This is a genomic window from Nocardia sp. NPDC059236 (assembly GCF_042754085.1).
In the GTDB taxonomy this organism is placed as follows: domain Bacteria; phylum Actinomycetota; class Actinomycetes; order Mycobacteriales; family Mycobacteriaceae; genus Nocardia.
Map to the genome: position 1 here is coordinate 60,579 of NZ_JBHZAF010000010.1, position 13,403 is coordinate 73,981.

The following is a 13,403-nucleotide window of genomic DNA, read 5'->3' on the forward strand; positions in this document are numbered from 1 at the left end:
ACGCGGGGTGCGCGCCGGCGGTTTGCTGAATGGCATGACAGACAACGGATTCGGAACACAGGTCGGACGGGCGGTCGTGGTGGGCGGCGGCTCCGGTATGGGCCAGGCGATCGCCGACGCCCTGCTGGCGGCGGGCAACGAGGTGATCATCGTCGGCCGGTCGGAGCAGCGGCTGGCCGACGCGGTGCGGGAGCTCGGGGATGGGAAGGTGAGTGCCGTCGTCGCGGATGTCGCTGACGAGGAACAGGTTTCGCGGTTGTTCGAGACCGTCGGGACCGTCGATCATGTGATCACCACCGCCGCCGATCTGGCCGGGGCGTACGGACCCGTCGCCACCTTCGATTTCGAGCACGGGCGCGGCTTTCTCGAGACCAAGCTGATCGGGTCGATGCTGCTGGCCAAGCACGCGCGGTTGACGGAGAACGGCTCGCTCACCTTCATTTCCGGGATCGCCGCCTACCGCCCGGCGGTGGGCGGGGCCATGGTGGCGGCGGTGAATGCCGCGCTGGAGGGGTTGACGCGGGCGCTGGCGGTGGAGCTGAGCCCGATTCGGGTGAACACGGTGTCGCCCGGCTGGGTGCTGACCGACATCTGGGAGTCGATGCCCTGGGAGGACAAGCAGGAACGACTGGCGGCCATGGCGGAGAAGCTGCCCGCCAGGCGGTTGGGTCGACCGGACGACATTGCGGCCGCCGTGCTTTCGGTCATCGGCAACGGTTTCGTCACCGGCACCGTCCTGCACGTGGACGGCGGGCACCGCCTCGTCTGATCTCGGTGCCGGTGGTTCTCAGGATGCTGCCTGATTGCCGACGCGTCGATTCGAGTAGCCGAGTACTCATGCCCTCCGGTTCGGACCGGCTCACCCTGTAGAGGGGCGAAACGGGCCCATCCATTACCGGCCTCGGGGGTGAGGGGGGCTGTGGCTACTCGCGGCCTCCGAACTCGTTCTCCGGCTGGGTCATTCGATGATCCCGCAGATTCGACCCTGCTGGAAACCGCCCGAAGAGGAGATCACCGCAATGAGCACATCACGCGACAACGAGAACTACGTGGTCGGATCCGGCCCGGCCGAAATGGCCGGCGTCGAGGCCGGCGAAGAATACTGGACGCCTGAACGCCGAGCCGCGGCCATCCCGGTTCCGCTGCCGCGGGAGCGTAAGGCCGCACGGCCCCGGCAGGCGATCGCACCGCAGCCATCCGGAAAGGCCGGACATACCCCGGCGGGTCACAATGGAACCGCACGCGCGCACCGAGATTCGGGCCATGGCGGCACCAGCGACGCCGACCCGGTACTGAACCCGCTCGCCTACCCGTACACCACCTGCGGCAAGCTGTTCTTCACCCAGAACAACAGCAACTTCGCCGGATCGGCGGCGTTCGTCGCGCCGAACGTCCTGCTCACCGCCGGCCACTGCGTCTTCGGCAACGGCAGCTGGTCCACCAATCTGGCGTTCTTCCCGTCCTATCCCAGTCGCGCCACCTCGGACCCCGCCTACAGCTTCAACTACAACTCTGCCGCGGCCTGGACGGCGTGGACTCAGGGCGGGGATCGCGCCTTCGACTACGGAATGATCTGGTTCGACAGCGCCCCGGGAAATCAGGTGGGCTGGCTGGGGCTGTTGTGGAACGCCGCCACCGCGGGCCGGGTCTGGGATGCGGTCGGCTACCCCGCGACACCCAGCCCGCCGTTCGACGGCAACAAGATGGACGAGGCCCTGGGCACGGTGCAATCCAGTTCGACCACCGGCACCATCGGGCTGAGCAACGACAATATGGAGCACGGCAGCAGCGGCGGACCGTGGATCACCGATTTCAACGGTTCGGCGCGCCAATATGCGAACGGGCTGCAGAGTTTTCACATCAACGACGGCGACACGGTGGAATACGGGCCGTACTTCACCCAGGACGTCAAGGGCCTGCTCGACTGGATCTCCGATCCGGCGAACCGCAGCCTCGTCCGCGCCTGAGAACTGAGGGGGAGAGATCATGAGAAGGCATTCGCTCGCCTGCATTCTGCCGCCCGACCTGCTGGTCTCGCTGGCCAGGGAGGCGACGCACGAGCAGCGGTTGGCGGTCCTGACGGCCTTGGACCGGGACAGTTCGTTCCGGCAAGCTCGTGCCGAGGTCGCCGCCCGGGTCGTCGCGCCCGTCCGGCTCGCGCTGGCCGCCGCCGGCGGTACCCCGCACCGCTGGATCTACGACCAGCGGCACTCGGAGAGCCCGGGTCCGGGCACACTGGTCCGGCACGAGGGCGACCCGCCGTCAGGGGACGCCTCCGTCGACGCGGCGTATGACGGCTTCGGCGCCACCTATTCGCTGTATTGGGATGTGTTTCAACGAGATTCGATCGACGGCCAGGGTATGCCGATCGCCGGGCTGGTGCATTACGGCACCGCCTTCGACAACGCGTTCTGGGACGGTCAGGGGCGCATGTTCTTCGGCGACGGTGACGGCCAGATCCTGACCGACACCACCCGGGGAATCGACGTGATCGGCCACGAGCTGACCCACGGCGTCACCCAGCACGAAGCGAACCTGGTCTACTCGGGCGAGTCGGGTGCGCTGAACGAATCGATCTCCGACGTGTTCGGGTCGCTGGTCAAGCAGTACCACCTGGGCCAGAACGCCGCACAGGCCGACTGGCTCATCGGCGCCGACATCGTCGGGCCGTTGCTGACACCGGCGCTACGGTCGATGAAAGCACCGGGCACCGCCAACAACCATGACAATCAGCCGGCGGACATGGCCCACTTCGTGCAGACCACATCGGACAACGGGGGTGTCCACATCAACTCCGGAATCCCCAACCGCGCGTTCGCCGTCACCGCCCTCACGATCGGCGGACCGGCATGGCAGGCGCCGGGCACGATCTGGTACGAAACCCTCAACGACCCGAGGCTCAAGCCGAACAGCACCTTCGCCGGCTTCGCGACCCTCACGTTGAAGAACGCGCGCACCCGCTTCGGTGCCACGAGTACCGAAGCGGACGCGGTGCGGGCCGGCTGGGACGCGGTGAAGGTTCCGGTGCAGTGATCGCATCGGGACTACGCTCGTTCGTATGTCGCCGATACGCATCGCATATCGACGGTCGGGTGGGCTGGCCGGTCTGGACTTGACCGCCGAGGTCGATGCCGCCGACCTGCCGCCCGGCGATGCCACGATCGCGGCGGGGCTGCTCACCGGCGACCCCGCCGGATCGGCCGGGACGGGTGTTCCCGATGGGTTCAGCTACGAGCTCACCGTCAGCGACGGAACCCGGACTCGGACGTATCGATGGAGTCAGCCGTACGTGCCCGCCGAGGTCTCCTCGCTGCTCGCGGCCCTCACCTCCCGGGCGACTCCGGCCGCGCCCGCCTGACCGCGACGGAGTTGCCGGCCGCCCGTTCAGTGCGCTTCGCTGAGCCAGATCGCCTCGGCCGCAATGCTTCCGAGGTCGATCGTGCGTTCGTCGACCTGCACCGCGATGGTGCCCGCGAAATCGCGCCGCTCCACCACGGCGATGGGTGTGTCCAGCGCGATGCCGAGCGAATCGAAGTAACGCAGCATGGCCGGATCGGAGTCGGAAATCCGTGCCACCCGGCCGGATTCGCCGGCGTCGAAATCACTGAGCTGGCGCGCCGGGGGAGTGGGCACCGCGCCGTCCACCGAGGGAATCGGATCACCGTGCGGATCCCGGTCGGGGTGGCCGAGTTTGGCGTCGATCCGATCCATGAGCGTCTCCGAGACGGCGTGCTCGAGCACCTCGGCCTCGTCGTGCACCTCGTCCCAGCCGTAGCCGAGTTCATTGACCAGGAAGGTCTCGATGAGCCGGTGCCGGCGCACCATGGCGATCGCGGCGCGGCGGCCGTCCTCGGTGAGCGTGATGGCCCCGTAGCGGGCGTGTTCGACCAGCCCCTGGTCGGCGAGCTTGCGGACGGCCTCGGACACCGTGGAGGCGGAGACGCCGATCTTCTCGGCGAGCAGCTTGGTCGACACCTTCTCCTGCGACCACTCCTGCGCCGTCCAGATCACTTTCAGGTAGTCCTGGGCGACCGAGGACAGCACCGGGGCGACGGTCGCGGTCTTGCTGTGGGGTTCGGAAGGTGCGGACGGATCGGCCAGCTCACGGCGGGTGGCGATGTCTCGTTTTCCGGGCACGTACCCGAGCTTAGGCACACCTCGCGCGGTTTCACACATCGGCGCGCTCGCTGGTAGGGAGCACGGTTCGGCGGGCGGGTCCGCTATCGCATGACGTCGATCGGCACACAGTGGACCGCGTTTGCCCCGTACCCCAACCGATTCCATGCGGGCTCGTCGGGCTGGGTGTGGCCGGCCGCATCCGTCGCCCGCACCCGCACGGTCGTCGGTCCGGGGGCATCGACAGAGGTGACGAGATCCCATTCGCGCCAGCTGTCCGGCAGTTGCTTCCCCGGCAATCGAGCCTGCTGCCAGCTCCCTCCGCCGATCGAGACCTCGACGCCGGTGATCGGGGCGAGCCCGGACCAGGCGACACCCTGGATGGTGAGCGGTCCGGGGCGCACAACGGCGTTCGACGCAGGAACCGTGATCACGGACCGTATCTCTTGCAGGCGCACCGGCTCGGTGACGACCTGCCCTCCGCGCTCCCACTCGTAGCAGTACTTCTCGGTCTGGAAGAACCCGGCGAACCGATGGTCGAGGACCTCGATGTCGGTGAGCCACTTCACCGATGCCACCCCGTACCAGCCCGGAACGACCAGCCGGAGCGGACGGCCGTGGAGGGCCGATAGCGGCTCACCGTTCATGGCGTAGGCGAGCAACGCCCCGCTGTGCCTGGCATCGGTCAGGTCGAGGCTGCGCTCGAAGCGGATCGTTCCCGAATGCCGGTCGACAGGCCCGCTGTCCGCACCGCGGAACACCACCTCGCGCGCTCCGGGAGCGGGACCCGCCTGCGCGAGCACCTCGAACAGGGGCACTCCGGTCCATTCCGCGGTGCCGACCGCGCCGAGTCCCCACTGCTCTCCCGGCGTCGGTGGGTCCAGGGCCGATCGGCCGTTGCCGGCGCACTCGAGGGTGACAATCCGTGTCTGCGACGGCATTCGGCGCAGGTCCGGCAGAGTCCACGTTGACGGACGTGTGACACGGCCGGTGACCCGAAGCCGCCAGTCGGCCGGGTCGAGATCCGGAATCCGGAAATGATTCCGCTTGTAGAACCACGCGTTCGGAGTGACGTCGCCCCCCAACTCGGAAACCGGCGTCTCGGCATTGAGCGGGTCGCGGCACATCACGACCAGGCCCGCCGCTACGGCTTGTCGATGGGCCCACCGAGGGCTGATCCAGGGTATGACCGGGCCGGTAGTCCAGGTCATCGAGGCGCACTCCTGACCTTTGGTTTCACTTCCCGCAGACCCTAACCTACCGGCGCCGGAACGATCCGGATGTATGGCTTCGGTGCGTTCCAAGTGCCGAAGATCTTTTCGGCTTCCTCGTTCGAGACGGACGGCAGAATGACGACGTCCTCGCCTGCCGTCCAGTCGACCGGCGTCGCGACAAGGTGGCGCGCGGTGAGCTGGATCGAGTCGATTGCCCGGAGCAGCTCGTCGAAATTGCGGCCGGTCGACATCGGGTAGACGAGGATCAGTTTGATCTTCTTGTCCGGACCGATGAGGAAGACATTGCGTACCGTTTGATTATCCGCTGGCGTGCGGCCCTCATGGGTGCCCGCGGTCTCGGCGGGCAGCATCCCGTACAGCTTGGACACCGTGAGGTCGGTATCCGCAATGATCGGGTAGTCAGGACGCGCACCCTGGGTCTGCTCGATATCGTCGGCCCACTTCTCGTGCGAGCCGAGCGCATCGACAGACAATCCCATGACCTTGACGCCGCGACGGTCGAACTCACGCTCGAGCACGGCGAGCCGGCCGAGTTCGGTCGTGCAGATCGGCGTGAAGTCCTTGGGGTGGGAGAAGAGGATCGCCCACGAATCGCGAATCCAGTCGTGGAATCTGATGGTGCCCACGGTGGTCTCCGCGGTGAAATCCGGTGCGGTGTCGCCGAGCCGTAGTGACATGGCGGTCCCTCCTTGTCAATTGTTGTGAACATCGATGCCCGACGGCGTTGCCCGAGATCACGCCGCGGCGGCGGGGGTCAGGTGTCTGGCCGGGTCGAACGATTCGAACGCGGCTTTCGCAACGACGAATACGCCGCGTTGCGGCAGCCAGAAATCGCCGAGCTGCTGCTGTGGCAGCGGAGCGGGCGCGCCGAGATCGGCCCCGCGCAACCGCGCCCGGCTGGCGGAGACGAGCCACATCAGGAGCGGTCCGGCCGAAAAGTGCTGACCGTTCGGGACCGTTCCGCTCATGCGGATATGCCCGACCTGCAGCATCGGGCCCACGCCCTTGGCCATGATCCGATGACAGCGGTCGCTGCGCCATACTGCGGTCGGGGTGTGGCGTCCCACGGCACTCAGCAGGCGGGTACGGCCGGTGGCTTCCAGGTCGATCCGCCACTCGAGAATGCCGGGAATCCGGGTCTCCAAGGAGTACGGGCCGACCCACTCGATATCGATCGGGGTGCGGACCGTGGTGGCCGAGCCGCCGTCGGAGAAGTATCGGGCACAGCTGAGTTCCGGCGCCACGTCGGAGTAGAAGGTCCATTCGCCTGCTGGGTTCCGGTGCCACACGGCGCGATAGCCCGAACCGATCGACGTGGCGGCGAAATGCCGCAGTGCCAGGTAGTCCCCGGTTTCGAACGGCATACCCATCACGCCGTAACCGGCGAACCGTTCGTCCGTGCCAGGCCAGAGCGCCGGTCGGTCGATCGTCGCCTGCGCCGCGGTTCTTGGGTTCTTGATGGTCGTCATGGAACGATCGTCGTCGGGACGGCCCGGGTGGTCATGAGGCATTCGCCCCGTTTTCTCGTTCACATCTTCTGGTTCACATCGACATGGGGGGGACCATGCCGTGCTGTGTGGCGAACAGGCTCGCTCCGACCCGGTTTTTGACGCCGATCTTGCTATAGATGTGCTCGACGTGGTTGCGGACCGTCTTCTCGGAAACGCCGAGGGCCTTCGCGATCTCGCGATTCGATCGACCCCAGGCCACGTTGATCAGGATCTCGGCTTCCCTGGGGGTCAGACCGGACGGGCGTGCGGGTCGTCTGGACCGCCGGTGGCCGGCGGCTTCGAGTACTGCCTCGACCGCGGTTGGTTCGAGGTGCCCGGCAGCTGCGCCGCGGCGCAGCCGGCGTGCCGCCTGATCGGGATCGAGGGCCACACGATACGGCCGCGGTTCCCGCGAGCTGTGGTACTTCACTGCGGCTGCCAGCAGCCGATCGTTCACGGAGAGAACGCCGCCGGTGAGACCGTTCGGGTACCCCGAGCCATCCAGGTGTTCATGATGCCGCTCCGCGACGGCCTTGACCGCTTCGAGACCGCCTACGCGACTCAAGATCCGGCCGGTGAGGTACGGGTGCATCTGTGTGCGTTCAGTTTCGGATGCGGTGAGCGGGCCCGGTTTCTCCCAGATGTGGTTGGACACGCCGATCCGGCCGAGGTCGTGGACGTACCCCGCCCGGCGCATCAGGTCCGCATCCGCCGCGCCCAGTCCCGCGCAGGTCGCCGCGGCATGCGCCAGGTCGGCTACCCCACGCGAATGGCCAAGGGTGAATGGACATTTCAGGTCGACGAAGTCGCCGAGTGCCTGCAGCAGCGTATCGAGTTCCGCACCGGTGACAATCCGATCCGGATCGGGCAATGATGCTGTGGCAGCCGACCACGCGTCGTCCGGCCGGCCGAGCATGTCCCGTGCCGAGCCGACGAGGACGGACACCAACTGCGGGTCGAGCTGTCCACCGCTGCGGCTGTCGGCTACCGCGATGGCCGCTTCGACGCCGTTGGCGCGATGGGGCACCTCGACGACATCGGCGAGCTGGACGACTCGCATCACGATCGGAATGTCATCGCCCGCAACTCCATTCGGCAGTCCACGACCATCCCACCGTTCGAAGGCGAATCGCAGCGCGGAAGCGACCTCCTCGCCCAGGCCGAACTGCTCGGCCAGCAGCGATGCGGAAGCACAGTGTGAGCGCACCAGTTTGCCGAGGTTGCCCCTGGCGTCCTTGATCAACGTCGCGCCGATCTGCGCCCGCTTGCCCAACGGCAACCCGCGTCCGACATTGCGCAGCAAGAAGCGGAGATACGGCAATCCGGACCAATCAACCGAGTAGCTGTTGTGCCGAACCGTGATGTCGTCGCCGAACCAGTGCGCGTATTCGTGCGAATCGGCATGGCATCCGATCCACATCAGCAGCGACGTATGAAAGACGGCCGACCGCTCCTCCTCGGTGAGGCAGAGCCGATCGGCAAGCCGGGTCCCGATGACGGCGGACCGCAGCATGTGCTCCATCGGCTGGCCCAAGCCCAGATCGATCGCAATCGAAAGTGCCGCCAGAACCTCTCTTCGGGAAACAAACGGCGCCACGATCGTCTCCTGTCGTCGCGCCTATTCACGCTACGCCGACGCTGTACACGGTCACTGCCGAAAATGGGACAAATTCCTCATGTTCGGCCGTTGCGGCGGGGCTCTACTTGGTGGTGGAGATCCCATCGCAGTGACCTCCGCCGAAGACGACGGCAGGTAGCCGGAGAGGAGTCTCGATGACCCGCATCCATACCGGTCACTGTGCCGCCGGCCTGACCCGGTTCGCCAGCGACGTCGATGCCCTGGTCCATGACAACAGCGACGAACACCGGCTCACGGCTCTGGTGGCCGACCGGCTTCGGGCGCTCTTGGCCTCGGAGGTCACCCTCCCGCCTGAATTCATTCGGCCGCATACCGACCACTACGTGGTGTACCCGCTCCATGTCGCGACCGATGGATCGTTCAGCATCGTGTCTGCGGTGTGGGACGTCGGTCAGACCACGCCCGTCCATGGACACGAGACCTGGGGCGTGGTCGGGATCTATGCCGGTGTAGAACACGAGACCCGCTACGTCAAACCCGCGGCGCCGGGTATCCCGCTCGTGGCAACGGTAGAACACGACTGGCACCGCGGGCAGGTGACGATCTGCTGCACTGCCGACGACGATGTCCATCGAGTCGACTGCGGGAGCGAGGTCCCTTGCGTCGGCATCCATGTTTATGGAGCCGACGTCGGCACACTTCCACGCCGATGGTACGAACCCGATACCGGCCGACAGCACTGGTTCATCTCCGGGTGGGTCACGCCGGCGGGCGGTCCGGAGTGGTGAACGCAGGGTGACGGACATGCTTCCGGCCGTGAAGATCCGCACCGCCGAATATTGTCTGTGACGCGCTTTGCGTAGGCTTCCCGTGTGCAGAGATGGCGAAGTCTCGAGGAGATGCCCGCGGACTGGGGCCGGTGTGTCCTCACCATCGGGGTGTTCGACGGCGTGCATCGCGGTCACGCCCAGCTCATCAGCCGTGCGGTGAAATCCGCTGCGGTGCGGGGCGTTCCGTCGGTGCTGATGACGTTCGACCCGCACCCGGTCGACGTGGTGCGGCCCGGTGCGCATCCGGCGCAGCTGTCCACCCTGGACCGGCGCGCGGAACTGGTCGAGGAACTCGGCATCGACGTGTTCGTGGTGATGCCCTTCACCCGTGACTTCATGAAGCTCACCCCCGAGGAGTACGTCGAGGAACTGCTCGTGGACCGGCTGCACGTGGCCGAGGTCGTGGTGGGCGACAACTTCACCTTCGGCAAGCAGGCCGCCGGCACCGTCGACACCATGCGCGAGCTCGGCAGCCGCTACGGCTTCGACGTCGACGGCGTGCAGCTGCTCGGCGAGCACGCCGTCACCTTCTCCTCCACCTACATTCGCGGCTGCCTGGCCGAGGGCAATGTGGGCGCGGCCGCGGAGGCGCTGGGCCGCCCGCATCGCGTCGAGGGCGTGGTCGTGCACGGCGACGGCCGCGGCAAGGGCCTGGGCTTCCCGACCGCCAACGTGGCGCCGACCATGCATGCCGCCATCCCCGCCGACGGGGTGTACGCGGGCTGGTTCGCCGTCCTCGAACCCGGCGACCCGCTGGCCGGCGAGCGCCACATGGCCGCCATCTCGGTCGGCACCAACCCGACCTTCGACGGCCGCAACCGGACCGTCGAGCCCCATATCCTCGACTTCGACGCCGACCTCTACGGCAAGCACGTGGCCGTGGACTTCGTCGAGCAGCTGCGCGGCATGCGGAAGTTCGGGTCCATCGAGGAGCTGGTCGAGGCCATCGGCAAGGACGTCGACCAGGCCCGCAAGGTCCTCGACGACGAGACCGGCGAATAGGGCTCCCCGGGGCCGATTTCCGCTATCACGGGCGCTCCGGTAAGCTGTCCCGTCGGGTTTGCTGCGGTCCGCGGCGGCGCCCAACCGGATTCGTCCGGTCCCTCGAGCGCGGACTGAAACAAGGAGTATCTGTGGCTCTCACCACTGAGCAGAAGTCGGCGATTCTCGCCGAGTACGGCGTGCACGAGAAGGACACCGGTTCCCCGGAGGCGCAGATCGCGCTGCTGTCCAAGCGGATCGCCGACATCACCGAGCACCTCAAGAAGCACAAGCACGACCACCACACCCGCCACGGCCTGATGGCGCTGATCGGTCGTCGCAAGCGGCTCTCGAAGTACCTGCAGGACAAGGACATCGAGCGTTACCGTTCGCTGATCGAGCGTCTCGGCCTGCGTCGCTGACCCAAGCCGCGGACCCTCGGCGCGGCGAGGTGACACACCTCGTCGGCAGAGGTAGTTGACGAACCGGCCAACGAGGAGGCATAGAATCTCCTCGTTGGCCTTTCGTATATGTGGTCGTGGATCCCCACGAGGGGGAGGATCGGCCGGGTATACGCCAACACGAGCCGTATGCACCCGTCGCGTGGCGTCGGTCTTCGGTAGTGGCTTTTCGGGGCGCGAAGTGAGATGAACCATGCGCGCCCGGAGGGCTTCGATCGATGACCGCCTCCGCGTCGCCGTATCCAAGGGGATAGGGCCGGGTGTGCGCGCTGTGGCCAGGAGGGCTGCCGCGCGCCCATGCCGGGTACGGCTCATGAGCCGGGTCGCACGTGATCGATGCGTGCTGGATCCGGCGAAGACGAGAGGTTGAGATAACAAAGATGTCCGACACCCAGACCAGTTCCGCCGCCGAGGTCGAGCCCGGCGTTTTCGAGGCCGTCGCCCTGATCGACAACGGCAGCTACGGCACTCGCACCATTCGTTTCGAGACCGGCCGCCTGGCCAAGCAGGCCGCCGGTTCCGTCGTCGCCTACCTCGACGACGAGACCATGCTGCTGTCGGCCACCACGGCCTCCAAGCAGCCCAAGGACCAGTTCGACTTCTTCCCGCTGACGGTGGACGTCGAGGAGCGCATGTACGCCGCGGGCCGTATCCCCGGCTCGTTCTTCCGTCGTGAGGGGCGGCCCTCGACCGACGCCATCCTGACCTGCCGCCTGATCGACCGGCCGCTGCGTCCGTCCTTCGTCGACGGCCTGCGCAACGAGATCCAGGTCGTCGTCACCGTCATGTCGCTGGATCCGAAGGATCTGTACGACGTGGTCGCGATCAACGCCGCCTCGGCGTCCACCCAGATCGCGGGCCTGCCGTTCTCCGGCCCGGTCGGCGGCGTGCGCGTCGCGCTGATCGAGGGCCAGTGGGTCGCCTTCCCGACCGTGGAGCAGCTCGAGGGCGCCGTGTTCGACATGGTCGTCGCGGGCCGCGTGGTCGACGGTGACGTCGCCATCATGATGGTCGAGGCCGAGGCCACCGACAATGTGCTCGCGCTGATCGCCGACGGCGCCTCCGCGCCGACGGAAACCGTTGTGGCCGAGGGCCTCGAGGCCGCCAAGCCGTTCATCGCCCGCCTGTGCAAGGCGCAGTCGGACCTGGCCGCCCTGGCGGCCAAGCCGACCGAAGAGTTCCCGATCTTCCTGCCGTACCAGCCCGACGCCTACGAGGCCGTCGAGGGCACCGCCAAGCGCGAGCTGAACGAGGCGCTGTCCATCGCGGGCAAGCAGGAGCGCGAGGAGAAGATCGACGAGATCAAGCTCTCCGTGCTCTCCGAGCTCGCCGAGTCCTTCGAGGGCCGCGAGAAGGAACTGGGCGCCGCCTTCCGCTCGGTCACCAAGAAGCTTGTGCGCCAGCGCATCCTGACCGACAGCTTCCGCATCGACGGCCGCGGCCTGGCCGACATCCGCGCGCTGTCCGCCGAGGTCGCCGTGGTGCCGCGCGCCCACGGTTCGGCGCTGTTCGAGCGTGGCGAGACCCAGATCCTGGGTGTCACCACCCTGGACATGGTGAAGATGGCGCAGCAGGTCGACTCGCTCGGCCCGGAGACCTCCAAGCGCTACATGCACCACTACAACTTCCCGCCGTTCTCCACCGGTGAGACCGGTCGCGTGGGCTCGCCCAAGCGCCGCGAGATCGGCCACGGTGCGCTCGCCGAGCGCGCGCTGGTGCCGGTGCTGCCGTCGCAGGAGGAGTTCCCCTACGCCATCCGTCAGGTGTCGGAGGCGCTGGGCTCCAACGGTTCCACCTCGATGGGTTCGGTCTGCGCCTCGACCCTGTCGCTGCTGAACGCCGGTGTGCCGCTGAAGGCCCCGGTGGCCGGTATCGCCATGGGCCTGGTGTCGGACACCGTGAAGAACGACAAGGGTGAGGACGAGGTCCGCTACGTGGCCCTCACCGACATCCTGGGCGCCGAGGATGCCTTCGGCGACATGGACTTCAAGGTCGCCGGTACCCGCGAGTTCGTCACCGCCCTGCAGCTGGACACCAAGCTCGACGGCATCCCGTCGAAGGTGCTGGCCGGTGCGCTGAACCAGGCCAAGGACGCGCGCCACACCATCCTGGACGTGATGGCCGAGGCCATCGCCACCCCGGACGAGATGAGCCCCTACGCTCCGCGCGTCACCGCCATCAAGATCCCGGTGGACAAGATCGGCGAGGTGATCGGACCCAAGGGCAAGGTCATCAACCAGATCACCGAGGACACCGGCGCCAACATCTCCATCGAGGACGACGGCACCGTGTTCGTCGGCGCGACCGACGGCCCGTCGGCGCAGGCCGCGATCGACGCGATCAACGCCATCGCCAACCCGCAGCTGCCGAAGGTCGGCGAGCGCTTCCTGGGCACGGTCGTCAAGACCACTGCCTTCGGTGCGTTCGTCTCGCTGCTGCCGGGCCGCGACGGTCTGGTCCACATCTCGAAGCTGGGCAACGGCAAGCGCGTCGCCAAGGTCGAGGACGTGGTCAACGTGGGTGACAAGATCCGCGTGGAGATTGCCGACATCGACAACCGCGGCAAGATCTCGCTGGTGCCGATCGACGAGGATTCGGACAACTCCGAAGCCTCTGCTGCGGCCGACGCGAACGCAGAGTAATTATTTCTCTGTGACGAAGAAGCAGTCCGCGGTGCGCGTGGGTTCCGCGCGCGCCGCGACAGACACGGC

13 protein-coding genes are annotated in these 13,403 nt (G+C 67.1%); 8 read left to right on the top strand and 5 right to left on the bottom strand.

Annotated elements, in window-relative coordinates:
- Positions 1-34 precede the first annotated feature (34 nt).
- The 4 genes from ACFXIV_RS25835 (at position 35) to ACFXIV_RS25850 (ending at position 3,358) form a co-directional block, all read left to right on the top strand.
- A complete protein-coding gene (locus ACFXIV_RS25835) occupies positions 35-769 on the top strand; it encodes an SDR family oxidoreductase (protein ID WP_379398374.1) in 735 nt (244 codons plus the stop codon).
- Between the two features lie 250 nt (positions 770-1,019).
- Positions 1,020-1,967 (top strand): trypsin-like serine peptidase, encoded by a 948-nt coding sequence (locus ACFXIV_RS25840; RefSeq protein WP_379398375.1) that lies wholly within the window; start codon positions 1,020-1,022, stop codon positions 1,965-1,967.
- Positions 1,968-1,986: 19 nt separating this feature from the next.
- The gene (locus ACFXIV_RS25845; RefSeq protein WP_379398377.1) at positions 1,987-3,033 is read left to right on the top strand and encodes a M4 family metallopeptidase; all 1,047 of its coding nucleotides are present in this window, start codon (positions 1,987-1,989) and stop codon (positions 3,031-3,033) included.
- Positions 3,034-3,058: 25 nt separating this feature from the next.
- Positions 3,059-3,358, top strand: coding sequence for a protealysin inhibitor emfourin (locus tag ACFXIV_RS25850; RefSeq protein WP_379398379.1), 300 nt, complete (start codon positions 3,059-3,061; stop codon positions 3,356-3,358).
- Between the two features lie 26 nt (positions 3,359-3,384).
- Here the strand turns inward: ACFXIV_RS25850 and ACFXIV_RS25855 are convergent, their stop codons facing one another.
- The 5 genes from ACFXIV_RS25855 to ACFXIV_RS25875 all read right to left on the bottom strand — a co-directional run bounded on the left by ACFXIV_RS25855 (position 3,385) and on the right by ACFXIV_RS25875 (position 8,438).
- Positions 3,385-4,137 (bottom strand): metal-dependent transcriptional regulator, encoded by a 753-nt coding sequence (locus tag ACFXIV_RS25855; protein ID WP_379398381.1) that lies wholly within the window; start codon positions 4,135-4,137, stop codon positions 3,385-3,387.
- An 83-nt stretch (positions 4,138-4,220) separates the two neighbouring features.
- A complete protein-coding gene (locus tag ACFXIV_RS25860; protein ID WP_379398383.1) occupies positions 4,221-5,327 on the bottom strand; it encodes a sulfite oxidase in 1,107 nt (368 codons plus the stop codon).
- Between the two features lie 41 nt (positions 5,328-5,368).
- Positions 5,369-6,028 (bottom strand): peroxiredoxin, encoded by a 660-nt coding sequence (locus ACFXIV_RS25865; protein WP_379398385.1) that lies wholly within the window; start codon positions 6,026-6,028, stop codon positions 5,369-5,371.
- Between the two features lie 57 nt (positions 6,029-6,085).
- On the bottom strand, positions 6,086-6,820 hold the full coding sequence (locus ACFXIV_RS25870) for a hypothetical protein (protein WP_379398387.1): 735 nt from the start codon (positions 6,818-6,820) through the stop codon (positions 6,086-6,088).
- A 73-nt stretch (positions 6,821-6,893) separates the two neighbouring features.
- The gene (locus ACFXIV_RS25875; protein WP_379398389.1) at positions 6,894-8,438 is read right to left on the bottom strand and encodes an HD domain-containing phosphohydrolase; all 1,545 of its coding nucleotides are present in this window, start codon (positions 8,436-8,438) and stop codon (positions 6,894-6,896) included.
- A 176-nt stretch (positions 8,439-8,614) separates the two neighbouring features.
- On the opposite strand from ACFXIV_RS25875, the gene ACFXIV_RS25880 reads away from it, so the two are divergent.
- From ACFXIV_RS25880 to ACFXIV_RS25895, 4 genes are all read left to right on the top strand, one after another.
- Positions 8,615-9,208: a hypothetical protein gene (locus ACFXIV_RS25880; RefSeq protein WP_379398391.1), complete on the top strand. Its 594-nt coding sequence runs from the start codon at positions 8,615-8,617 to the stop codon at positions 9,206-9,208.
- A gap of 84 nt (positions 9,209-9,292) precedes the next feature.
- Complete coding sequence (locus ACFXIV_RS25885; protein ID WP_379398393.1) at positions 9,293-10,252, top strand: bifunctional riboflavin kinase/FAD synthetase; 960 nt, start codon at positions 9,293-9,295, stop codon at positions 10,250-10,252.
- Positions 10,253-10,383: 131 nt separating this feature from the next.
- Positions 10,384-10,653, top strand: coding sequence for a 30S ribosomal protein S15 (gene rpsO / locus ACFXIV_RS25890; RefSeq protein ID WP_040859570.1), 270 nt, complete (start codon positions 10,384-10,386; stop codon positions 10,651-10,653).
- A gap of 419 nt (positions 10,654-11,072) precedes the next feature.
- Positions 11,073-13,334, top strand: coding sequence for a polyribonucleotide nucleotidyltransferase (locus ACFXIV_RS25895; protein WP_379398395.1), 2,262 nt, complete (start codon positions 11,073-11,075; stop codon positions 13,332-13,334).
- The last annotated feature ends 69 nt before the right edge of the window (positions 13,335-13,403 follow it).

Excerpts from the sequence above, each read along its gene's own strand:
- ACFXIV_RS25845 (WP_379398377.1), top strand. The coding sequence starts at position 1,987 with ATGAGAAGGCATTCGCTCGCCTGCATTCTGCCGCCCGACCTGCTGGTC.
- ACFXIV_RS25835 (WP_379398374.1), top strand. The coding sequence starts at position 35 with ATGACAGACAACGGATTCGGAACACAGGTCGGACGGGCGGTCGTGGTG.
- ACFXIV_RS25860 (WP_379398383.1), bottom strand. The coding sequence starts at position 5,327 with ATGACCTGGACTACCGGCCCGGTCATACCCTGGATCAGCCCTCGGTGG.
- ACFXIV_RS25865 (WP_379398385.1), bottom strand. The coding sequence starts at position 6,028 with ATGTCACTACGGCTCGGCGACACCGCACCGGATTTCACCGCGGAGACC.
- ACFXIV_RS25895 (WP_379398395.1), top strand. The coding sequence starts at position 11,073 with ATGTCCGACACCCAGACCAGTTCCGCCGCCGAGGTCGAGCCCGGCGTT.
- ACFXIV_RS25850 (WP_379398379.1), top strand. The coding sequence starts at position 3,059 with ATGTCGCCGATACGCATCGCATATCGACGGTCGGGTGGGCTGGCCGGT.
- ACFXIV_RS25870 (WP_379398387.1), bottom strand. The coding sequence starts at position 6,820 with ATGACGACCATCAAGAACCCAAGAACCGCGGCGCAGGCGACGATCGAC.
- ACFXIV_RS25840 (WP_379398375.1), top strand. The coding sequence starts at position 1,020 with ATGAGCACATCACGCGACAACGAGAACTACGTGGTCGGATCCGGCCCG.
- ACFXIV_RS25880 (WP_379398391.1), top strand. The coding sequence starts at position 8,615 with ATGACCCGCATCCATACCGGTCACTGTGCCGCCGGCCTGACCCGGTTC.